This window comes from Streptomyces sp. NPDC015345, from assembly GCF_043078805.1.
GTDB lineage: Bacteria > Actinomycetota > Actinomycetes > Streptomycetales > Streptomycetaceae > Streptomyces.
On record NZ_JBIBTX010000002.1, the window covers coordinates 813,481 to 835,095 of the forward strand.

General features: G+C 69.6%; 20 protein-coding genes and 1 pseudogene. 14 read left to right on the forward strand and 7 right to left on the reverse strand.

Annotated features, from left to right (window positions below):
- The first annotated feature begins 59 nt into the window (after positions 1–59).
- The 5 genes from ACF062_RS09915 (at position 60) to ACF062_RS09935 (ending at position 3,657) form a co-directional block, all read left to right on the forward strand.
- The gene (locus tag ACF062_RS09915) at positions 60–674 is read left to right on the forward strand and encodes a helix-turn-helix domain-containing protein (protein WP_392137250.1); all 615 of its coding nucleotides are present in this window, start codon (positions 60–62) and stop codon (positions 672–674) included.
- Positions 675–803: 129 nt separating this feature from the next.
- On the forward strand, positions 804–1,673 hold the full coding sequence (locus tag ACF062_RS09920) for a class I SAM-dependent methyltransferase (RefSeq protein WP_392137251.1): 870 nt from the start codon (positions 804–806) through the stop codon (positions 1,671–1,673).
- A gap of 198 nt (positions 1,674–1,871) precedes the next feature.
- Complete coding sequence (locus ACF062_RS09925) at positions 1,872–2,264, forward strand: hypothetical protein (RefSeq protein ID WP_392137252.1); 393 nt, start codon at positions 1,872–1,874, stop codon at positions 2,262–2,264.
- Positions 2,255–2,785, forward strand: coding sequence for a DUF6584 family protein (locus ACF062_RS09930; protein WP_392137253.1), 531 nt, complete (start codon positions 2,255–2,257; stop codon positions 2,783–2,785). Before ACF062_RS09925 ends, ACF062_RS09930 begins: the two co-directional genes overlap by 10 nt.
- A 101-nt stretch (positions 2,786–2,886) precedes the next feature.
- Complete coding sequence (locus tag ACF062_RS09935) at positions 2,887–3,657, forward strand: transposase (protein WP_392137254.1); 771 nt, start codon at positions 2,887–2,889, stop codon at positions 3,655–3,657.
- 180 nt (positions 3,658–3,837) lie between these two features.
- Here the strand turns inward: ACF062_RS09935 and ACF062_RS09940 are convergent, their stop codons facing one another.
- Positions 3,838–4,116 (reverse strand): hypothetical protein, encoded by a 279-nt coding sequence (locus ACF062_RS09940; RefSeq protein ID WP_392137255.1) that lies wholly within the window; start codon positions 4,114–4,116, stop codon positions 3,838–3,840.
- Positions 4,117–4,420: 304 nt separating this feature from the next.
- Positions 4,421–5,662 (reverse strand): MFS transporter, encoded by a 1,242-nt coding sequence (locus tag ACF062_RS09945; protein ID WP_392137256.1) that lies wholly within the window; start codon positions 5,660–5,662, stop codon positions 4,421–4,423.
- Positions 5,663–5,788: 126 nt separating this feature from the next.
- Here ACF062_RS09945 and ACF062_RS09950 point away from each other — a divergent pair, with 126 nt between their 5' ends.
- Positions 5,789–6,613, forward strand: a complete 825-nt coding sequence (locus tag ACF062_RS09950; RefSeq protein ID WP_392137257.1) for a LysR family transcriptional regulator — start codon at positions 5,789–5,791, stop codon at positions 6,611–6,613.
- Positions 6,614–6,629: 16 nt separating this feature from the next.
- Here ACF062_RS09950 and ACF062_RS09955 read toward each other — a convergent pair.
- From ACF062_RS09955 to ACF062_RS09965, 3 genes and pseudogenes are all read right to left on the reverse strand, one after another.
- Positions 6,630–6,792: pseudogene (locus ACF062_RS09955) on the reverse strand (IS5/IS1182 family transposase); the annotation flags it as partial.
- A gap of 312 nt (positions 6,793–7,104) precedes the next feature.
- Entirely contained in the window at positions 7,105–10,026 is a 2,922-nt protein-coding gene (locus tag ACF062_RS09960) for a hypothetical protein (protein ID WP_392137258.1), read from the reverse strand.
- 192 nt (positions 10,027–10,218) lie between these two features.
- The gene (locus tag ACF062_RS09965; RefSeq protein ID WP_392137259.1) at positions 10,219–10,566 is read right to left on the reverse strand and encodes a hypothetical protein; all 348 of its coding nucleotides are present in this window, start codon (positions 10,564–10,566) and stop codon (positions 10,219–10,221) included.
- A gap of 700 nt (positions 10,567–11,266) precedes the next feature.
- Between ACF062_RS09965 and pcaC the strand changes: the two genes are divergently transcribed.
- From pcaC to ACF062_RS09980, 3 genes are all read left to right on the forward strand, one after another.
- Complete coding sequence (gene pcaC, locus ACF062_RS09970) at positions 11,267–12,568, forward strand: 4-carboxymuconolactone decarboxylase (protein ID WP_392137700.1); 1,302 nt, start codon at positions 11,267–11,269, stop codon at positions 12,566–12,568.
- Between the two features lie 63 nt (positions 12,569–12,631).
- Positions 12,632–13,264: an MBL fold metallo-hydrolase gene (locus ACF062_RS09975; protein WP_392137701.1), complete on the forward strand. Its 633-nt coding sequence runs from the start codon at positions 12,632–12,634 to the stop codon at positions 13,262–13,264.
- Positions 13,265–13,294: 30 nt separating this feature from the next.
- Positions 13,295–14,074: an exodeoxyribonuclease III gene (locus ACF062_RS09980; RefSeq protein ID WP_356571467.1), complete on the forward strand. Its 780-nt coding sequence runs from the start codon at positions 13,295–13,297 to the stop codon at positions 14,072–14,074.
- Between the two features lie 15 nt (positions 14,075–14,089).
- Here the strand turns inward: ACF062_RS09980 and ACF062_RS09985 are convergent, their stop codons facing one another.
- Entirely contained in the window at positions 14,090–15,862 is a 1,773-nt protein-coding gene (locus tag ACF062_RS09985) for an SGNH/GDSL hydrolase family protein (protein WP_392137260.1), read from the reverse strand.
- 263 nt (positions 15,863–16,125) lie between these two features.
- On the opposite strand from ACF062_RS09985, the gene ACF062_RS09990 reads away from it, so the two are divergent.
- The 5 genes from ACF062_RS09990 (at position 16,126) to ACF062_RS10010 (ending at position 19,907) form a co-directional block, all read left to right on the forward strand.
- Positions 16,126–16,572, forward strand: coding sequence for a DUF6278 family protein (locus tag ACF062_RS09990; RefSeq protein ID WP_392137261.1), 447 nt, complete (start codon positions 16,126–16,128; stop codon positions 16,570–16,572).
- 137 nt (positions 16,573–16,709) lie between these two features.
- On the forward strand, positions 16,710–17,453 hold the full coding sequence (locus tag ACF062_RS09995; protein WP_223777765.1) for an amino acid ABC transporter ATP-binding protein: 744 nt from the start codon (positions 16,710–16,712) through the stop codon (positions 17,451–17,453).
- A 31-nt stretch (positions 17,454–17,484) separates the two neighbouring features.
- Positions 17,485–18,390, forward strand: coding sequence for a glutamate ABC transporter substrate-binding protein (locus ACF062_RS10000; RefSeq protein ID WP_392137262.1), 906 nt, complete (start codon positions 17,485–17,487; stop codon positions 18,388–18,390).
- 9 nt (positions 18,391–18,399) lie between these two features.
- Positions 18,400–19,044: an amino acid ABC transporter permease gene (locus tag ACF062_RS10005; protein WP_223777767.1), complete on the forward strand. Its 645-nt coding sequence runs from the start codon at positions 18,400–18,402 to the stop codon at positions 19,042–19,044.
- Entirely contained in the window at positions 19,041–19,907 is an 867-nt protein-coding gene (locus ACF062_RS10010; RefSeq protein WP_392137263.1) for an amino acid ABC transporter permease, read from the forward strand. The genes ACF062_RS10005 and ACF062_RS10010 overlap by 4 nt, the downstream gene beginning before the upstream one ends.
- 35 nt (positions 19,908–19,942) lie before the next feature.
- On the opposite strand, the gene ACF062_RS10015 is transcribed toward ACF062_RS10010, so the two are convergent.
- Positions 19,943–21,547, reverse strand: coding sequence for a CocE/NonD family hydrolase (locus ACF062_RS10015; protein WP_392137264.1), 1,605 nt, complete (start codon positions 21,545–21,547; stop codon positions 19,943–19,945).
- Positions 21,548–21,615: the final 68 nt, after the last annotated feature.

Below are 21,615 nucleotides of genomic sequence, written 5' to 3' on the forward strand. Positions count from 1 at the left end.
CCGGACCAGCTGTGTTCGACGTTAAGCCCACATTGCATGAAGGGCATACCATGTTGCCTATGACGCAAGAAGATGGGCAGCTCGACAGCCTCGTACGCAAACGGATCCGCGCACTGCGCGTCGCACAGGGATGGTCTCTGGAGGAACTGGCCACCCGGGCCAACCTCAGCCAGTCCTCACTGAGCCGCATCGAGAACGGTCAGCGCCGCCTCGCCCTGGATCAGCTCGTCACCCTCGCCCGCGCCCTGGACACCACCTTGGACCAGCTCGTGGAGAACGCCGCCGACGACGTCGTCATCAGTCCGATGATCGACGGCGCCCACGGGCTGATGCGCTGGCCCATCAAGGGCGACCCGGGTATGAGCGTGATGCGTCAGCGGATGACCGACCCACCGCCCGACAACCCGGCCCGCATGCGCGCCCACCCCGGCCGTGAATGGCTCGTCGTGCTGTCCGGCACAGCGATCCTCATGCTCGGCCACCGGCGCTTTCGCATCGAGACCAACCAGGCCGCCGAGTTCCCCACCATGATGCCGCACGCCATCGGCGCCGAGGGCGGCCCCTGCGAGATCCTGGGCATCTTCGACCGCGACGCCCGCCGCGGCCACCAGAAAGACGCCGGCACCGACGACTCCGAAGCCGACAGCACGGGCGCCCAGGGCCCCTGCGCATAGCGGGTCGTGGCCGGGCGGGAGGCCCCGCAGAGCGCGCGATCTTGCGTGCCGGGCAATGCACGAAACCATCTCTTTGCGTTATACGCAACGAGGCATGCGGCAGGCGCATGATCGGCTTACGGTGGAACCATGACCCACACTCATCAGCACACTTCCCACCACGGCAACGGCGGCCACCACCCTGGCCACGGCGATGGCGGTCAGGCGGAGATCCTCGACCTGGATGCCGAGGTGCTCGCCGAACACATCGCGTCAATCACCGCCTGGCTGCCGGTGAAGGACGAGCCCCGCCACATCGTGGACCTGGGCTGCGGCACCGGCGCGGGCACCTTCGCCCTCCTCGAACGCTTCCCCGATGCGCACATCACCGCCGTCGACACCTCCGCCGAGCACCTGAAGCTCCTGCGCGAGAAGGCATGCGCCCGCGGCATCCAGGAGCGCGTACGGACCGTGCAGGCCGACCTCGACCACGACGACTGGCCCGACCTCGGCCAGCCGGACCTGGTGTGGGCCTCGGCCTCGATGCACCACATGGCCAACCCCGACAGCGCACTGCGCAACGTCCGCGAACTTCTCGCCCCTGGCGGCCTGTTCGCCGTCGTCGAGCTCGCGGGCGTCCCTCGCTTCCTGCCCGCCCACGCCCCGGAGAACCGGCCTGGCCTCGAAGAGCGCGCCCATGCTGCGACCAACAGCTTCCACGCCGAGCGCGTTCCGCACCGCGGCGCCGACTGGGGCCCGATGCTGACCACTGCCGGTTTCACCGTCGAGGACGATCGCACCCTCACCGTCAGCGTCACAGGGGCACGCAGCGAAGCGGTCGGCCGCTACGCCTACGGCATCTTGCGGCGCATCCGCAGCGTCGCCGCCCCCGCTCTCAGCCCCGAGGACCTCGCCGCACTCGACGAGCTCCTGGACACCAGCAGCCCGAACAGCCTGCTGCTCCGCGAGGACCTCACCGTACGCACCGAGCGCACGGTGTGGGCCGCCCGCCGCGCCTGACTTCCGGACAGCTGCGACGGGTCGCCTGTCAGGCAGGGATCACGTCAGTCCTTGCCCCTGACAGGCGCGGTCATCAAGGCGGTTGGGCCTCGCGCCACCACAGCAGGAACGTACAGCGCGTCGAGTACCGGTTTCCGCCCGACGAGGCTCGCGGAATCCAAGGGTCGACTGTCAGTGCCTTGCGCGACCATGACGGCCATGACGATGGATCCCGCCCCAAACAGCGAACGGCAGATTCCCGCCTGGGCCTCCACCGTTGGACCCGGCTGGGCCGACCTGCTCAACCACCTCCACGACGAGCTGTCCACCCTCGACCCTGCCTACCGGATCGAGGACTTCAGCCCGAGGTTCGGCAGCCTGCGCATCACCGTCGCCGATCGCTTCGACGGCGGCGAATTCAACGGGGAGTTTGCCGACCGAGCCGCAGCCCTCACCGACGCAGCCGAGTTCGCCGCCGTACAGACCTGCGAGCGTGCGGCCAGCCCGGACGACCGCGCTTCCATGGGGACCAGCACCACACCTGGCTCATCACCCTGTGCGAAATCTGCCGCTCCCGGCCACGGATACCCGATCATGCGTTCATGCCTCTGAGAGAGACCCTTGCCCGAGTCGATGCAGACCTGGCCGCAGGCCGGGTTCCCGTCGCGCGCCAGCGTTTGCGCGGTCTCGTCTCGTCCTTCCCGTGCGACCTGACGCTCCGTCGGCGTCTGGCCGAGGTGTACCGGCTGTACGGCGATGCTGCCGAGGCCGGGCGCTGGATGTACCTCGAAGAGGACCGCGACGCCGACGAGACCGCCGCCTTCGAGGTGCGGTACGGGTGTTCCGCCTGGCGGATGAAGGCTCTCGCCTGGCGCGGCCCTGAGGCGATGGCTGCCACCCCCTTCGCGGAGAAGCAGCTGGTCGCGGTGCGGACGGCCTGCGCCGGACAGGTGGGACACCCCGTCGACTGGGACGATCCCGACTCCTACCGGGACGGCCTGGAGGACAAGGACGAGGAGGTACCGCCCGCTCCGTGGACGGTCCGCGACGTGCTGGCGGGCATCGGCTGCCTGGTGGGGGCCCTCGCGGTCCTCGCGATCTGGGTGAATGGCGTCGTTGTTCTCTTCGACTGACCCAGGTCACCCAGAGGCCAGGGGGAGCGCCGCGCAAGGAATCGCTGGGACGTCGAGAACTGCCGTGGCGGGACACCTGGGAGCCAAACAATGATCCCGCGATGTCTGCTGTGATTACGGCGTCGCAGCCGTCCTGGGTAGCTCCGTTCACCGGGTTGAGCCCTCGTTGTTTCCGCACGCTGATAGCGCAACTGCGGCACGAGGGAGCTGACGCGGTTCGCAGAGGTCGGCCGTGGAGCCTGCCACTGGAGGACCGGGTGCTGCTGGTCACGGCGTACTGGCGCACCAACTTGACGCTACGGCAGCTCGCCCCGCTGTTCGGTGTCTCGAAGTCTGCGGCTGACCGCATCGTCAGCCACCTTGGTCCCCTGCTCGCGCTCAAGCCCCGCAGGCGGTTCCAGAAGAACACTGTGCTCATCGTGGACGGAACCATGGTTCCCACTCGCGACCACGCGGTGGCCGAGCGGTCGAGGAACTACCGTTACTCCACCAACCACCAGGTCGTCATCGACGCCGTCGCCCGGCGCGTCGTCGTGGTCGGCCGGCCGCTGCCCGGCAACCGCAACGACCGTAGGGCCTGGGCACTGTCCGGGGCCAAGGACGCCGTCGGCCGCACCACCGTGATCGCCGACGGGGGCTACCGGGGCACTGGCCTGGTCATCCCCCACCGCCGCGAGCTCGGGCAGAGCGAACTGCCCGGTTGGAAGGAAGAGCACAACGCCTCCCACCGTCAGGTCCGGGCCCGCGTTGAGCATGCATTTGCCCGCATGAAGACCTGGAAAATCCTCCGCGACTGCCGCTTGAAGGGCGACGGTGTGCGCCAGGCGATGTGCGGCATCGCCCGCCTCCACAACCTCACCCTCGCCGGATAGCCAAGCGGACCAAACATCCACTGCCTACGCCCGCACCCGCCCGTAGACCCTTTACGGGACAGCCCTTAGCGAATGCGGCCGCCGGATTGCCCTCCCTGCGGGTGACTTTGGTGCGGAACTCGACCGGGGAGAAGGCCGACTCGGTTCGGTAATGACCCTTCGGATCACGAGGAGGCCAGTTCAGGGGCATGTGAGGTCGACCCAAACCCACGGCTCGTAGTGCCATGAACGCAATGCACCGATGGCCAGATCGATGGTGGTTCCCACCGGCGGGAGGTTCATTGCCAGTGCCTTCACGCCTGGCTCGCTGCCTCGACGGATGACGTCAAGCGATGCGCCGACTGACTCATATGCGATGAGGTTGGCTGTGATGCCCCAGGGCTCATGGCTGGTGATGGCTGCCTGAACTATTTGGTTCGGTTGGAGCTCACTGAGGGGGAGTTTCGACTCATCTGACATGACTGCATCATCTCCCCGTTTCGCCATCGTTTCGCTCGCAGTGCCCCAGCGAAACGCCGAGTAACTGGTCCATGGTGTTGCTGAGTTACCCACCACGACAGTTGGTGCCGCCCATTAGTGAGAAGGCCAACAGGCGTGGATGGCATGCGTAGCCGTGCCCCGCACCTGTGATTCCCTGACCGGAGTTCCGGCGGACGCGCGGCAGTGGCGCGCAAGGGTGACCGCCGGGCACGAGTCCGATTCCGTGGTGGCTAACGCACTCGCATGCTGATATCGGCATACGCCACACCGGGATGAACCACCGTTACGGATCGCGCAGCCCACCGCGGTGAGCTGCCCCTCTCGGTGCTCGGCACCGGCCGTGTCGCCTGACTGAGGTGCCCCGGGCCACCGCTTCGATATGTGGTCGCCCGCTATGTCCGCCCCTCAAAGACCGTCGTGTCAGCAGCCAACCGGTCAGCGCGGCAGCGCAGCCCGCCAGCCCGGCCACCGCGAAGCCACCCGCCGGCGAAAAGGCGTCCAGGGCTCCCCCGATGATCGGTGACCCGAGGGCGAATCCCGCGCTCTGCGCCGATGACTGCAGTCCTGTCGCCTCACCCCGCACTGCGACCGGAGCCAGTCGGCTCACTGCTTCGGTCACCGCGGAAAGGGTCGGCGCGGCGAGAAAGCCGGTGCCGACCACGGCCACGCACAGCCACAGCCAGTCACGGGCAAGCCCGACAGGGATAGTCGTGAGCCCGAGCAGGCCGAGCAGCAGCCATACGGGCGGTGCCATGGACAATCTGCCGTAGACCAGCCCGCCAAGAACCGAGGTCATGCCAAGCACCGCCACGACCACCGCCGCGCGGGAGACTTGACCGGCTTCTTCGAGCGTGGCGATGACGGCAAGATCAACGCCGCTGAGCAGCGCCGTGGTACCGAATGCCATGAGCAGCACGGCCATCATGCGCACACCGAGCCACTCCCGACGCGGACGCCGCCCGCTTGAGGCGCTGTCCACATCGCCGACGGCACGCAGTGGTGGGTCGAGGAGAGCCATTACGGCCCCGCCGGTCACGATCGCGCCGCCGACCACGCCGATCATCACTCCGGGAGACATCAACGCGACGCCCAGGATCACGACTGCTGGGCCCACCATGTAGGACAGTTCGCCCTGCACCGACTCCAGCGCGAACGCGGACCGACGCTGTTGCACCGTCGTCATCGCGGCGATCGCCTGCCTGGTAACCGGCTGGGCCGGCACCATGAGCAGGCCTGCCGCGAATGCGGCACCCAGAAGGGCCTCATACGTCAGGACTGTCACGCTGAGCCAGAACACGGCCTGTACCGCGACAGTGACCAGCAGCACTGCACGCAGACCCCGTCGATCAAGCATGCGTCCCAACAGTGGCCCGCCCAGTGCCAGTCCGATGGTCAGAGCCGCCGCAGCGCCACCGGCTGCCGCGTAGCTCAGCTCCAAGCCCACCACGACGTACATCGTCAACGCCGTCACGACGGACGTGATCGCGGTGCGAGCGAGGAAGGTAACGACCAGGAGCGCTGCCATCCCTGGCACAGCGAGTACTTCTCGGTATCCGGTCACCCGCGTGACGCTAGTTCGCCTCAACCGCCATAGGTAGCCGTTCATTTGCTAGAGCCGACATAATGAATCGTTATGCCCAAGGATCTCGACATGACACTCCTGCGGTCCTTCGTCACTGTGGTGCGGGCAGGCAGCATCAGCCGCGCCGCGACCGCGCTGGGACAGACACAGCCCGCCCTCAGCCAACAGGTCCGCAAACTCGAACGGGCCGTGGGTCGCCCACTTCTGTACCGGTCACCGACCGGCGTCTCGCTGACCCGGGCAGGCGAGGAATTCCTGCCCTACGCCGATCGCATCCTCGCGCTCTGCGCGCAGGCGATGAGCGAGGCAGGACGCGTACTCACTGGCCGCTGCGGCGTCGGCCTGCTCGAAGACCTCACCGCGTCCCAGCTTCCGCAGGCCCTCGCCGATCTCGCCCAACTGCACCCGAGCGCCACCCTCGAGGTACTCAGCATGCCCGACACGGCAATGAGGGAGGCCTACGACGCGGGCCGCGTCCAACTCGTACTCAACGAAGTACCAGCCCTTCCCGGACCGCCCCGTTGGACGGTACGCCGCCCACTGGTCTGGGCCGTCGGCCAGGGCGTGGACGTGGCCGCCGACCCACTGCCGGTGGTGTTGTTCTCGAACGCGTGCTCCTGGCGTACGTCGGTACTCACCGCACTGGAACGTGCCGAACGTCCCTGGCGGGTGACGTTCGAGAGCAACAGCCTGGCCGGTGTGCTCGCCGCGCTGCGGGCCGGGCTCGGCGTCGCGGCCGTCCTGCCCACGAACCTGGAACCGGCCATGGCCTGCCACAACAAGGTTGTCCTGCCCGCCCTTCCGGACGTCGAGCTCGGCCTTGCACGGCACCCCCGGTGCGAGGGCGACCCGCTCATCGATGCGGTGGAGACCGCGCTACGACGCACCATCTGAGCCCGCGCCGGACAATGTTCTTCGATTGCTCAGCCGCTGTGTGATCACGCGGTGGGTACCGAGGTGCCGTCCCAGACAAGCACGGTGTCCTTAGGGAACCGTCGGCGCGACCCCACCGCGAGCAGCGGACCGAGACGGTTGATGATGCGGTCGGCTGAGGACTTCAAGATGCCCAATAGCAGCCGGTCGCCCTGATGATGGGGCTCGACGAGGCCCTGGCCGACACACCGGCCCCGACCGGGCAGGGCCCCTTGGATGGCCGGATCGCGGCGGCCCGAGAGTGGTACGACAAGGGCGCGCACTCCCGTCTCCTTGCTGTGCTGCCCGGCCTCATCGCTGACGGACATGCTGAGCAGCACATCAGCGCGCCTGACACCCCATCAGAACGAGCGTCAAATGAGCGTCACGAGCGTCATTTCAGCGTCAAGATATCGCCCGTAACGCCCACACCGCACATAATGCGCACGCACAAAACCGCAGGTCATGCACCCTTAGCCACCGGTTCTAGGATCGCCACGCACTCCACATGGTGCGTCATAGGGAACAGCTTCAGGCCCGACACGGCTAAAGCCTTCCGCCAGCACGAGGTCCGCCAGGAGGGGCAGGTGTTCCGGCACCACATCGGCGATCTCCTCATGCATCTGCTCCCACGGGCCCCAGCTCAGCGCCTCGACCAGTACGAGGCGCCCCTGCGGGCAGCGGCCGAGTGCCTGGGCGATCGCTGCGATCGCCTTGCCGCGGTGCTCGGGCGCGGTGAGGGCCTCGGCCAAGGCGCGGGCCGCCTCCCAAGCGCCCCTCCGGCAGAGCGCCTTGACGACGGCCGGTGTGGCCGCCTCACGCCGGACAGGGTGGCTGATCTCCTCCAGCAGCGCGAAGGCATGGGCGACATCCCCCGTGGCGGCGGCCCCCGATGCGAGGTGGCCGATGGCGTGCTCGTCTCCTTGCCAGTCGGTGATTCCCTCTGCTGTGGCCAGATCACCGGCGGCCACGAGTCTCTTCACAACACTGGCGAGCATCTCGTCAACCGCGTCCGGCGGCAGGTCAGCCTCTAGAGCGAGCACCGCGTCGACATCACCCGCCGCGAGGAGCGCACCTGCGGCGGCGTACGTGTCCCAGCGCCGTTGGTAGGGGCTGTCGGCGGTGCCCGCCAAGCCCAGGATCTCCTGAGCCACCTCTGCCGCTTTGTCCGGTTTCCCGATACGGCCGAACACCTCGGCTGCTCGTCGCAGGCCCTCGGCATGATCTGTCGAGGTCCGGCTCTCGCGGAGTACACGGCGTAGGAGCTCGTCCGCCTCCGCTGGGCGACCTGTGTGGTGCAAGCCTTCGGCTACCTCCGCGAGGTCGATGATGCGTGCGTAACCGTCGGACGTGTCGGCAGTCTGCTCGGCACGGTGGATGAGGCGAGCTGCATCCCCTCGGTGTCCGGACCGGTCAGCTGCGACGGCCAGGCTGACGAGGGCACCCACCCCGGGCCCCCGGCCTCTTCGCACCATGTTCGTCGCCCGCTTGACCACGGCGTGGGCGTGTTCTTCCTGGCCTGCCCGCAGCAGGAAGTCGGCGGTGTCAGTGGACAGCGCCACCCGCCAATGGAGGTAGGGCACCTCGTCGGTGGCTTCACGGGCTCGCTGGGCCAGGTACAGCGTCCGCGCCGGGTCATAAGAGTTTGCCGTCATCTTGCCGGCAGCGTTAAGGACGCGCGCCCGGTAGATGGGTTCCGTGATCCGCTCAGCCAACTCCAGGGCTCGGTCGAGGTCACCGGTTTCCGCGGCCGCGATGCCGATCTCGACCAGCCCGTCCTCCGGATCGTCCAGGAAGCGGCTGACCAAGTCGATCGCCTGCTGGTGGTGTCCGGTCGCCTCCAGGCCGGCAGCGACGTGAGGGTAGACCCAGTCCGCACCGTAGGGGTCGTCGATGTCCGCTGCCAGCCGGGCCGACGTCACGGCGAACTCGCCGGCCTGCGCGGCGAGACCGGGCGCCGTGGACATCCCCCGGGCGAACAGGGCGAGGTACTGCACGCGCCGGACCGGGTCATCGGAGTCGGCTGAACGCGATACGGCACGCTCCGCCAGCGCCAGGGCCCGGGGATGCTCGCCGAGCCGGGAGAGCGCGGCGGCCAGCGAGGCGCCCAGAGTGCTCTGGGAGACGGTGTTGGGCACCGCCATGACCGCGTCGATGGCTTCCAATGCCCAGGAAACCGCATCGGCGCCCTGTGCCCCTGCCTCCTCCTGAGCCGTCGCCGCGTTCCCCGTCACTCCGGCCAGGGCCCCGACGGCGGCGACGAAAGCTTGCGCCCTACGCTCCGGGGCGCTGATGTGGCGGGCCAGCGGCAGGGCCTCGGCGGGCCGGCCGGAGTCCGCCTGGCCCTTGGCGATCGCCGCCAGGAAGTGGTCCCGTTCTTCAGTGCTGTCCGCTCTGCCGAGCAGAGCAGCCGCCTGATCCGGGCGCGCGGCGGCCAAGGCGCCGGCGATGGCGCTCAAGGCGGCCACCCGCTCCCAAGCGCCGCGCTGCGACTCGGCCAGGTGAACGGCGCGTGCCGGGTACCCGCACCGAGCCCACAGGGCGATAAGGCCAGAGGAAAGAGGGGCTGTGCGCTCGTGCAGCCCGCTCCGCGCGGCGGCGAGCCGCAGGGCCACAGACACGTCCTGATCGGCGCGTCGCTCACCGTCCGCGAGCAGAAGGTCGAACGCGGCCGACACCGCGCTGAGCGCCTCCAGGTCCGCTCCGGACGCCCGCCACAGCCGCTCTTGGCGCCGGATATCGCAGGCGAGCGCCACCAGCCTGGGGATGTCCCTCCGTTCGCGCAGCAATTGGGTGTAGCCGCGCAGCAGGTACTCAGGTGTCTTCTCCGGCCACCCGACGTGCTGGTAGGAGTCTGCCCACCGGTGCAGACGACTGCGGTGGGCCGCCAGCTCCTGGTCCGTGACCAATTCGGCTGCGGCACGCTGGATCTCCTCGTGCGCAAAGAGAAAGACGGACGGACCGGCAGACGTCCAGTGCCCGGAGCGCCGGTGGAAGCTACGGCCGTTCACCGCAGACAGCTCGCGTTCAACCAGCCTCGCCGGGCTCCCGGTCAGCTCCGCGAAGTCGGACGCACTCAGCCCGCCTCCGGCCACGACGGTGAGGGCGGCCAGGTCCCAGCCCAGCCCGCCGCCGTCTCGCAGTCTCAGCAGATCCCGCTCCGCCTCCTCGCGCGCCGCGCGGGCGTGCGGGGATGGCTCCAACCGGTGGTCGATCCGTGCGCTCCGAAGGGGATGGTCCGCGTGCACGTCTCCCGGTACTGGCGGATGGGGACGGCCTGCGACGACGATCCGCATGCCGTGCGGGGGAACGCGGGGCAATAGCGCCGCGATGCTGTGGCCGTCGGGACCGGCGGTCACGCCGCGGTCCTCGTCCAGCCCGTCCACCACGAGCACGAGCCGTCGGCTTGGCAGCGGTGGGGGCCTGTTGCACCTGTAGGAGATAGCCGGAGACAGCGGCGCGCCCTGCGACCACCTGCACAGAGCTGTCAATCATTACGCCGCTGTTGGCGAAGGCTCCAGCTCCCTCAGCGGAGGAACCACCCGACTTGCGTACCGCGGCGCGTCTGCGGAAGAACACGGATGCGCCTAGTCCCGCCGCTGATAACCGGTGTTCGCACTGCCGCCGTCCGCCCGCGCGTCACCAGTCTCCTCAACAGCGATCACACCGGCGGACGAAGAGGCGACGGCACCCGTATTGGCGTCCCCGCCGCCGGCGGCCGTAGCACGTCCGGTCCTGGAAACCTGTACGGACGCGCTCCCGGACGGGCCTAGCAGCGCGCAGACGCCGACCCCGAGGGCGGCCACTCCGACCACCGCCGAGACCACCCCAGCCACCTGGTTCGCCCCGTCCCAGCTCAGCAGCGATAGCGCACCAGCGAAGACCGCCAGGACCAGCACGGTCACGACCAGGACCACGCGCCGATGACCTCGCACAGGCACCCCCACCTCCCCGCACGCCCCACCGCATGTGACCCCACCATACGGCCAGACCCACGTCGCCATGCGGGAAAGCCTAGGGACAGCGATACGGCGGGCGTTCCGGAGCTGCCCACCGCCCGCTGAACCTCATCGGCCAAGTCCAGGTCTCGTCCAGGAACCGGGCAGCCAATCCTCGCCAGCCACTACTGGCACCTACTCAGCCACATCCGACCCACCCGAGCCACCTAATGACTTACGGAGCCCTACTACAAGGAGCAGATCGTCCGGGCCTCCGGGCTGCTGGACCGCAAAGTCAACCAGGACAGTCGCCGGGAGATCGTGCTGAGCCTGACCCCGGAGGGCCAGCGCGTCGTCCGGGACGTCACCGAGCACCGCCGTCACGAGATCGCGGCCATCGTCCAGCGCGTTCCGGCACACCAGCGCGCGGCCGTGGTCAAGACGCTGAACGCCTTCAACGAGGCGGGAGGAGAACCCCAGGCAAGCGAAACGTACGGCGACACCTCATCACCCGACTGCGGGTCGACCCACGTACCAAGGACTACTACGAGCGCCGGATCAAGGAGGGGAAGACCCGGCGCGGAATCATCCGTTGCCTCAAACGCTACGCGGCCCGAGAGGTCTTCCACCTGGTCAAACAGCTACAGCCAGTACCCCGCTCATAGGGGCTGTCGTGACTGATGAGAGGGTCTGGCGGGTGAGTGAGACGCCGAAGAACACCCTGCAATACCGCTTTGACGGGCCAGAAGAGGCCCCGGTCCTGATCCTGGGTGCCTCCCTCGGTACCACCTGGCACATGTGGGACCGGCAGATACCCGACCTGACCCGCCACTGGCGGGTGTTCCGCTTCGACATGCCGGGGCACGGCGGGGCCCCCGCCCACCCGTGCGGCTCCGTCGGAGAGCTCGCCGAGCGGCTGCTGGCCACGCTGGACGAGCTGGGCGTGCAGCGCTTCGGGTACGCGGGATGCGCCTTCGGCGGTGCCATCGGCGCCGAGCTGGCGCTGCGGCACCCGGAGCGGGTCGCCTCGCTCGCCCTGATCGCCGCGTCGCCGCGATTCGGCACCGCCGACGAGTTCCGCCAGCGCGGCGTGATCGTCCGCAGCAACGGCCTCGACCCCATCGCCCGCTCCGCCCCCGAGCGCTGGTTCACGCCCGGCTTCGCCGCCGCGCAGCCCGCGATCACCGACTGGGCCGTGCAGATGGTGCGCACCACCGACCCCGGGTGCTACATCGCGGCCTGCGAGGCCCTCGCCGCCTTCGACGTCCGCGCCGAACTGGGCCGGATCGGCGTCCCCACGCTGGTCCTCGTCGGCTCCGAGGACCAGGTCACCGGGCAGGGCGAGGCCCGCACCCTCGTCGCGGGCATACCCGACTCCCGGCTCGCCGTCGTGCCGGGCGCCTCGCACCTCGCGCCCGTCGAGCAGCCCGCCGCCGTCACCGACCTGCTCGTACGCCACTTCTCCACGGCCTGGCAGGAGGCCCACCAGGCGGCGATCACACCGCCGCCCGTCAAGCCCGCCCTGTCCCCGAAGTCCATGACTCCGACGGCCCCGGTGGCCGCCGTGGCCGAGATCGCCGCCGCCGTACAGCCCGAGGCGGTCGTCGGGACGGTCCGGAACGATCCCTACGAGGCGGGCATGAAGGTCCGCCGCGAGGTCCTCGGCGACGCTCACGTGGACCGTGCGCTGGCCGCGGCCGACGACTTCTCCGGCGACTTCCAGGAGCTCATCACCCGCTACGCCTGGGGCGAGGTCTGGAACCGGCCCGGCCTGGACCGCCGCTCCCGCAGCTGCGTCACCCTCACGGCCCTCGTCGCGGGCGGCCACCTGGACGAGCTGGCGTTCCACACCCGCGCCGCGCTGCGCAACGGCCTCACCCCGGCCGAGATCAAGGAGGTGCTGCTCCAGGCCGCCGTCTACTGCGGCGTCCCCGCGGCGAACTCCGCGTTCAAGGTCGCGCAGGCCGTGATCCGTGAGGAAACCACACCGCCGGAGTAGCAGGATGGGGGGATGACTGGCATGACGACCCCCGCGGACAACGCTCCCACGCGCGCGAAGCGCATGACGTTCACGAAGAAGTCCCACGCGTGCGTGCGTCTCGAAAAGGACGGACGCACGCTCGTCGTCGACCCGGGCGGCTTCAGCGAGGACGACGCCGCCGCCGGCGCCGACGCCATCCTCGTCACCCACGAGCACCCCGACCACTTCGACGAGGGACACCTGCGCGCGGCCATGGAGGCCCGCCCCGGCACCGAGATCTGGACCCTGAAGGCGGTCGCGGACCAGCTCTCGGCCGCCTTCCCGGGCCGCGTGCACACCGTCGGGCACGGCGACACGTTCACCGCCGCCGGGTTCGACGTCCAGGTGCACGGCGAGCTGCACGCCGTGATCCACCCGGACATCCCGCGCATCACCAACGTGGGGTACCTCGTCGACGGCTCCGTCTTCCACCCCGGTGACGCGCTGACCGTTCCCGACCAGCCCGTGGAGACGCTGATGCTCCCGGTCATGGCGCCCTGGAACAAGATCTCCGAGGTCATCGAGTACGTACGAGAGGTCAGGCCGCGGCGCGCCTACGACATCCACGACGCCCTGCTGACCGACCTCGCCCGGCCGATCTACGACCGTCAGATCGGGGCCCTCGGCGGCGCCGAACACCTACGGCTGACCCCTGGGGAGACGGCCGAACTCTGACTGTCGGTGGCGGCCGGTAGGTTGTGGGGCATGCGCATTGCGACCTGGAACGTGAACTCGATCACCGCTCGGCTCCCGAGGCTCTTGGCCTGGCTGGAGAGCACCGGCACGGACGTGCTGTGCGTCCAGGAGACCAAGACGACGGCCGAGGGCTTCCCGGCCGCCGAGCTCCGCGAGCTGGGCTACGAGTCGGCGGTCCACGCGACCGGCAGGTGGAACGGCGTCGCGTTGATCTCCAGGGTCGGCCTCGAAGACGTCGTCAGGGGCCTGCCGGGCGATCCCGGCTACGACGGCGTGGAGGAGCCCCGCGCGATCTCCGCGACCTGCGGCCCGGTCCGCCTCTGGTCGGTGTACGTGCCGAACGGCCGCGAGGTCGACCACGCCCACTACGCCTACAAGCTCCAGTGGTTCGAGGCGCTGAAGGCCGCCGTCGCCGGGGACGCGAAGGGCTCGCGCCCCTTCGCCGTCCTCGGCGACTACAACGTCGCGCCGACCGACGACGACGTCTGGGACCCCTCCCTCTTCGTCGGCGCGACGCACGTCACCCCCGCCGAGCGCGCCGCCCTCGCCGACCTGCGTGGCACCGGCCTGTCGGACATCGTGCCGCGCCCCCTGAAGTACGACCACCCGTACACCTACTGGGACTACCGCCAGCTCTGCTTCCCCAAGAACAAGGGCATGCGCATCGACCTGGTGTACGGCAACGAACCCTTCGCGAAGGCCGTCACCGATTCCTACGTGGACCGCGAGGAGCGCAAGGGCAAGGGCGCATCCGATCACGCCCCGGTCGTGGTGGACCTGGAGCTCTGAGGCCCCCGGCCCGGTTCAGGGCACCAGCTTCCGCAGGTCCACGGAGTCCGCGAGCGCCGCGAGGCCCGCGTCGCCCGGATGCAGATGGTCCCCGCTGTCGTAGGCGGGCAGCATCCGCGCCGGGCGCGCGGGATCGCGCAGGACCGCGTCGAAGTCGAGCACGGCGTCGAAGTCGCCGCCCTCCCGGAGGTAGGCGTTGACGGTCTCCCGGCGGGCGTTCGCCGCCGCCGTGCAGAGCGACTCGCCCTCGCAGGGCGCGATGGTCGCCGCCACCACGCGCAGGCCACGGGCCCGCGCCCGCTCCGAGATCTCCCGCAGGCCCGCGATCACCTGGTCCGCGGAGGTTTCCCAGCGCACGTCGTTGATCCCCTCGAAGACCACCACCGTGCGGGCCGAAGTCTGGGCGAGGACGTCGCGGTCCAGGCGGTGCAGGGCGCTCACGCCGCCGGTGTCGGTGGAGACACCGTCGCCGGGATAGCGGTCGGTGACCACGCGGTTGGCCGAGATGCCGTGGTTGAGGACGCCGTAGCGCGGCACGTCGGACTGGTTCAGCAGGCGCCTGGCCAGGACGTTGGGCCAGCGGCGGTCGGTGTCCGGCGTCGACTTCACCCCGTCGGTGATCGAGTCGCCGAGCAGCACCACGGACCCGGGCCCGCCGCCCACGTCGACCCCGGTGAGCAGCGGCCACGTCGTGATCGTCGAGGTGTACGCCGCCGGGGAGGCGTCCGCCGCGTGGTCGCCGGGGCCGCTGACGTACGACCGCTGGATGGCCTGGCTGTGCACGGGCACCGCCGCCACGGGCCCCGGCAGGTGGAAGCTCACCAGCAGATTGGCGTCGGCGGGCACGTCGAAGTCGAGGGGGTCGCTGAAGGCCTGGGCCCCGGCAGGGATCTCGGTGCCGGCCTCGCCCCGGAAGGAGAGCCGCCGCGGTTCGCCCGCTGCCTTTGCCCCGGCCGCCTGCACCGCCACGGTGGCGCCGCCGATCCGCACCGGAGCCGCCGCGAAGGTGTTGTCGAGCCGGATGCGCACCCGGGGTCCACCCGTGCTGGTGTGCACGACGAGGCGCAGGGTGCGGTCGCTCCAGGGCCCGACCGCCGTGTACCCGGCGGTCGACGCCGCCCAGCTGCCGGTCCAGCCCTTGGTCTGCGCCCGCACCGACAGGGCGAAGACGTGCAGGTCCGGGGCGCCGGGGTCGCGCGGCAGCTCCACCGACGCCACCTCGCGCCCCCGGACCAGCGGCACGGTCACCACGTACAGGCGTGCCTTCTCCGCGCGCTGCCCGCCGGGGGTGTTGATGTGCGGCAGGGCGACCGCCTTCGTGGCGAGCGGACCCGAACGCCAGTCCGGTGCGGTGAGCCGGTAGCCGCCGCGTGAGCCGTCCCGGTAGCGCACCGTCCCCGTGCCGCTCGCCTCGCCGCCCGTGCCCGCCACCAGGAACGCGAGGGCGTCCCCGCGGCCGCGCACCCGCACTGACTGGCCGTTCACCCGCACGTTGTCCCGCTCGCCGGGCTCCGTGCGCGGCCAGGTCAGCCACGCCCCGTCAACCCCGAGGGAGCGTCCGGGAGTCCAGCCCGCGGCCCGCAGGTCCCGCGCCGAGAGGGAGCCGCCCGCACCGTCGAAGTCCGCGGCGCCGGGCCGGGCGTCGTCGCTGACCGCCCGGTTGTCGAAGAGCCGCTCCAGGGGGAGCGGCGGCCGGGGCCCGGGCGTGGCCGCCTCGGCGGAGACCGCGGGGGCGAGGCCCGCGCAGAGGCAGAGCGCCACGGCCGCCCCCCGGATACGTCGGCGCACGACAGTCCCCTCCCGCGTGATGACAGATGCGCCATGAAGCTAAGGAGGCGTCAGAGGCGCGTCAATGAGTCGCGCGTGAACACGGCGCGAACTCACCTGGTCGGTCAGGGGCTCCGGACGGAGTCACCTGGCCCCGGTCCAGGGGTCGTCCTGATGGCCGCAGCGACCGGTCCCGTCCCGTGGATGCAAGGTACATTCGGGGCATACGGACATGCGCGTTCCGGCGCGCTCTCCGGCGGGTGCCATCGATGGAGAGGCCGACCATGAACATTCCGTTCCTCGACAAGTGGCGCAGACGGCACTCCGCGGCGGACGCGGCCGGCGAGGGGCTGGCGGCGGCCTTCCGGGAGGACCCGCGGGGCGTGGCCGAGCTGCTGTCCGAGTGCGAGCTGCTGCGGTCCCAGGCGGCCGCGGCGGGACTCGAACTGGACGACTCCCCGGCGTCGTTGACCGCCCTCGACCAGCTCCTGCCGCGCTGGCGCGACGACCCCGAGCTGCTGCCGTGGCTCGGCAACGACGCGGGGCTGTACCTGGGCACGATCGTGGTGCGGACCGTGCCGGGCGCGACCTGGCACGTGTGGCCCGGCGGCAGCCCCGTCGTGCGGCTCCGCTCCGGCCGTGACATCCCGGTCGTCCAGGCGGGGCTCGACTGGGCGGTGCACGGCGCCCCCGAGCTGTCGCAGATCTACGCCGAGGCCGCCGAAACGTAACCGGCGGGACCGTCGAAACGTATCTGGAATTGCCTCAAATACGGTTAATGCCCCCGCGAGCGTGTCGTCCGGTAAGTCCCGTTTTCACGTGGATAGTTTGCGCGGACGTACACAGCTGAGAGTGGGCAGGTCTTGCCATGGCCGTCGATCCTTTGATCGAACTGCGCGATGTGAACAAGTACTACGGGGAGCTGCATGTCCTCCAGGACATCAACCTCACCGTCGGCAAGGGGGAGGTGGTCGTGGTCATCGGCCCCTCGGGGTCGGGGAAGTCAACACTGTGCCGGACGATCAACAGGCTGGAGACCATCCAGTCCGGCGAGATCAGACTCGACGGGCAGCCGCTGCCGGACGAAGGGAAGGCGCTCGCGAGGCTCCGCGCCGAAGTGGGCATGGTCTTCCAGTCCTTCAACCTCTTCGCGCACAAGACCGTTCTCCAGAACGTCTCGCTGGCGCAGGTGAAGGTACGCGGCCGCAAGAAGGACGAGGCCGACCACCGCTCCCGTGAACTCCTGGAGCGCGTGGGACTGGCCACGCAGGCCGAGAAGTACCCCGCGCAGCTCTCCGGCGGCCAGCAGCAGCGCGTGGCCATCGCCCGCGCCCTGGCCATGGACCCCAAGGCGCTGCTCTTCGACGAGCCGACCTCGGCCCTCGACCCCGAGATGATCAACGAGGTCCTGGAGGTCATGCAGCAGCTCGCCCGGGACGGCATGACGATGGTCGTCGTCACCCACGAGATGGGCTTCGCCCGCTCCGCCGCCAACCGCGTCGTCTTCATGTCCGACGGCCGCGTCGTCGAGGACCGGTCCCCCGAGGACTTCTTCACCCACCCGGAGAGCGAGCGCGCCCGGGACTTCCTCTCCAAGATCCTCAAGCACTGACGGGGGCGACGTGCTCGTGAAGAAACCCACCATGCCCACCGCCCGGCTCCTCGCCGCCCTCGTCCTGTCCGCGCTCGTCGCCACCGCCTGCGGCAAGGACGGCAGCCCGCCGACCAAGGGCCCCGCGGCCGAGAAACTCCCCAAGTACCGGGTGGCGACCGGCTTCCAGCTGCCGGAGTCGGGGACCTGGCGCAAGGCCAAGGGCCGCGGCCGCTTCATCGTGGGGGCCAAGGAGGACCAGCCCTACCTCGGCGAGAAGGACCCGGCGACCGGCACCTACTCGGGCTTCGACATCGAGATCGCCAAGATGGTCTCGGCATCGCTCGGCCTCGACCCGAAGAAGATCGAGTTCAAGACCATCGCGTCGGCCAACCGCGAGACCGCCCTCCAGAACGGGCAGATCGACTACTACGTCGGCACCTACACCATCAACGACAACCGCAAGAAGCTCGTCGGCTTCGGCGGCCCGTACTACATGGCGGGCCAGGGCCTGCTCGTGCGGCACGACGAGGAGGACATCAAGGGCCCGGGGGACCTGGACGGCAAACGCGTCTGCTCGGCCGCCGGGTCCACCCCCTTCCAGCGCATCCAGCAGGACTACCCGAAGGCCACCCTCGTCGCGTACGACACGTACTCCGTGTGCGTCGACAACCTGCTGACCTATCAGGTCGACGCCGTCACCACCGACGACGCGATCCTGATCGGCTACGCGGCCAAGGTGCCCGACGAACTCAAGGTCGTCGGCAAGCCGTTCTCCGAGGAGCCGTACGGGATCGGGGTGCCGAGGCGGGACAACGCGCTGCGGTTCGCCGTCGACGACGCCCTCGCCGCCCGCCAGCAGAACGGCGACTGGAAGAAGGCCTACGACGCCACCCTCGGGCTCTCCGGGGTCCCGGCGCCGGAGCCACCCGCCATCGACCGCTACCCGGCGAACTGAGGAGGCGTCGTGGACGTACTGACAGACAACTTCTCCACGTTCGGCGACGGCTTCCTCGGCACCGTCGAACTCACCGTCTACGCCTCGCTCCTGGCGCTCGTGCTCGGCTTCCTCATGGCCTCGTTCCGGGTCGCGCCCGTCGGCTCCTTCCGGGCCTTCGGCACGGTGTGGGTGACGGTCCTGCGCAACACCCCGCTCACCCTGCTCTTCTTCGCCGTGCTGCTGGGCCTGCCGCGCTTCGGGCTCGTGCTGCCCTTCAAGGTGTTCGCGGTCCTCGCGCTCGGCTGCTACACCTCCGCCTTCATCTGCGAGGCGCTCAGATCCGGCATCAACACCGTGCCCAAGGGACAGGGCGAGGCGGCGCGCAGCCTCGGCATGTCCTTCGGGCAGACCCTGTCGAAGGTGGTCCTGCCGCAGGCCTTCCGCTCCGTCATCGCGCCGGTCGGCTCCAACCTCATCGCGCTCGCCAAGAACTCCGCGATCGCCGGCGCGTTCAGCGTCACCGAGCTGCTCGGCACGTACAAGACCCTCAACGAGCTGGGCTACAGCATCATCTGGACCTTCGTCTGGATCGCCATCGGCTACCTGATCATCACCCTCGCCATCAGCGCGATCTTCAACATCCTCGAAAAGCGCTGGGGAGTCGCCCGATGAAAGCCCTCGCCCACGACTCCACCGCGCTGTACGACATCCCGGGGCCGAACACCGTGCGACGGCACAGGATCTACGGAGTGTTCTCCACCCTGGCCGTGCTCGCGCTCGTCGCCTGGATCCTGTACCTGCTCTTCGACACCGACCAGTTCACCTCCACCAAGTGGACGCCCTTCGAGTACAAGGGCATCCAGGAACTGCTCCTGCGGGGCCTCGGCAACACGCTCAAGGCCTTCGCGATCTCCGCGGTGCTCGCGCTCGCGCTCGGCGGACTGCTGGCCATGGGGCGGCTCTCGGACCATCGGCCGGTGCGCTGGGTGGCCACGCTCCTCGTGGAGTTCTTCCGCGCGATGCCCGTCCTGGTGATGATCTTCTTCGTCTTCGTGGCGCTGAAGGTGCAGCCGCTGCCCGCGCTCGTCACCGGGCTCACGCTCTACAACGGCTCGGTGCTCGCCGAGGTCTTCCGCTCCGGCGTCAACTCCATGGAACGCGGTCAGAAGGAGGCCGCCTACGCGCTCGGCATGCGCAAGACCCAGGTCATGAGCCACGTCCTCGTGCCCCAGGCCCTGCGCGCCATGCTGCCCGCCATCATCAGCCAGCTGGTGGTGGCCCTGAAGGACACTTCGCTGGGTTTTCTGATCACCTACGAGGAGTTCCTCCATGCCGGGAAACTGATCGCGTCGAACCTCGACTACGATTTGCCCTTCATCCCCGTGGTCATGGTGATCTCACCGATCTACATCGGGATGTGCATGCTGCTGTCGTGGTTCGCCCAGTGGGTGTCCAAGCGTCAGCGGCGCAATCCCAAGACGGAGGCCGCGGAAGTCGCGCCGGCCGAACCAGGGACGCTGCTGCCGGGCCGGTAGCGGCGGAAGCAGGCCCACCCGGCAGCAGCCGGAGATCACTGCTCGCGCAGGGGGACGGACACGTAACTCGGGTCCGCCGCCGGTGAGGAGAAGGTCAGCTGCGCGCCGGACGGGTTGTGCTCGATGTACAGCGGGTCGACCGTGTCGACGACCAGGGCGAGTCGGTGGCCTGCCGGTACGTCGTAGGCCGTGGAGAACAGCTCCAGGTCCACGCCGAACGGCTTGCCGGGCGTCTTGCCGTGGAAGGTGTACGGCGCATTGCTGACCAGCTTGCCGAGGCCGAGCGGGCCCACGTCGTAGAGGTACGCGACGAGGGTGCCGCTCTCCTTGGTGCTGGTGAGCGTGGTGTGCAGCTTCGCCGTCCCGCGCACCCGCTGGTCCGACGCGTACCGCTCCGACTGCCAGACGCCCGTGTAGCGGCGCGGCAGCAGCGGCACGGAGGCCGTCGGCGGGATCTTCAGGAACTGGTCCAGGGCGTTGGAGAGGATCGCGATGCCGCCGTTGGCGCCCGAGTCGACGTTCGTGCGGATCGTGGTGGTCCCCGCCATGGCGATCTTCTTGCGGGTGGGGCCGACCGACTTCCAGTCCGGGTAGCCCTCGTAGCCGCCCGTCGACCGGGACTTGAGCTGGACGGGCTGCTCCTTGTCGATGCCGTTGGCCTCGCCCTTGAGGTGGTGGTCGAACCAGCGCCGGGTGGAGGTCCAGGTGTCGTTGGGCAGACCGAGCAGGCCCGTCGCCTCCGCCGTCGCGTGGTCGCCCGGGCGGAACTCCAGGCGCTTGGGGCCGGTCAGCCGCTCGTAGAACTCGGCGTACTGGTTGGGCGGGAAGAGCGTGTCGCCCCAGGCGTTGCCGAGCATGATGGCCGCGCCGTTCTCGTTGATCCGGTCGAGATGGGTCACGGGGGACCGCTTGGCGCCCCAGGCGATCATCTCGTCCTCCTTGTCCAGATTGGAGGCGAGGAAGTCCTTGAGCGTCTGCTGCAGTTCGGCGCTCGGGCGACCGGTGAGCACCCCCGCGCCGCCGAGCAGGGCGGCGGCCTGGACGTGCTGGGTGCGCCCGCTGTAGATGGAGTCGATCAGGTCGGCCCAGCCGCTCAGCGCGGCCACGGCCTTGATCCGCTTGTCGTGCCCGGCGGCGAGCAGACTGATGCCCGCGCCGTACGAGACGCCCGCCATGCCGACCTTCGTCGGGTCGGCCGGGGTGTTCGCCAGCGTCCAGTCGATGACCTTGGAGGCGTCGGCGATGTCCTTGGGGCCCGCGGTCTCGATCTCGCCGCCGGACTGCCAGAAGCCGCGGGAGTTGTAACTCACCACGACATAGCCGTCGTTCGCGAGCTTCTGCGCCTGTGCCACGTACTCGATCTGGGGCATGGCCCAGCTGGTGGGCAGCACGATCGAGGGGTATCTCGCGCCGGGCTCCGCGTCCTTCGGTGCGAAGACGTTGGCCTTGAGGACCGTGCCGCCCTCGCCGGGGATGTCGACGAAGCGTACGCCGGTGGCGCTCGCGCCGGACGGCTTGGCGGCGGGCGCCGCCTGTGCCGCCGGGGCGAGACCGAAGGCGGCGCCGGCGACGAGGGCCGCCGAGACACCCCCCACGGTGGTCGTACGCCAGGCATGGTGAGCACGGTGCGGCAGTCCCACGGGTCACTCCTCACTCGGACGGTGCAAAGTGACCCGACGGTAACCGCAGGGCTTTACCGGGGGTAACC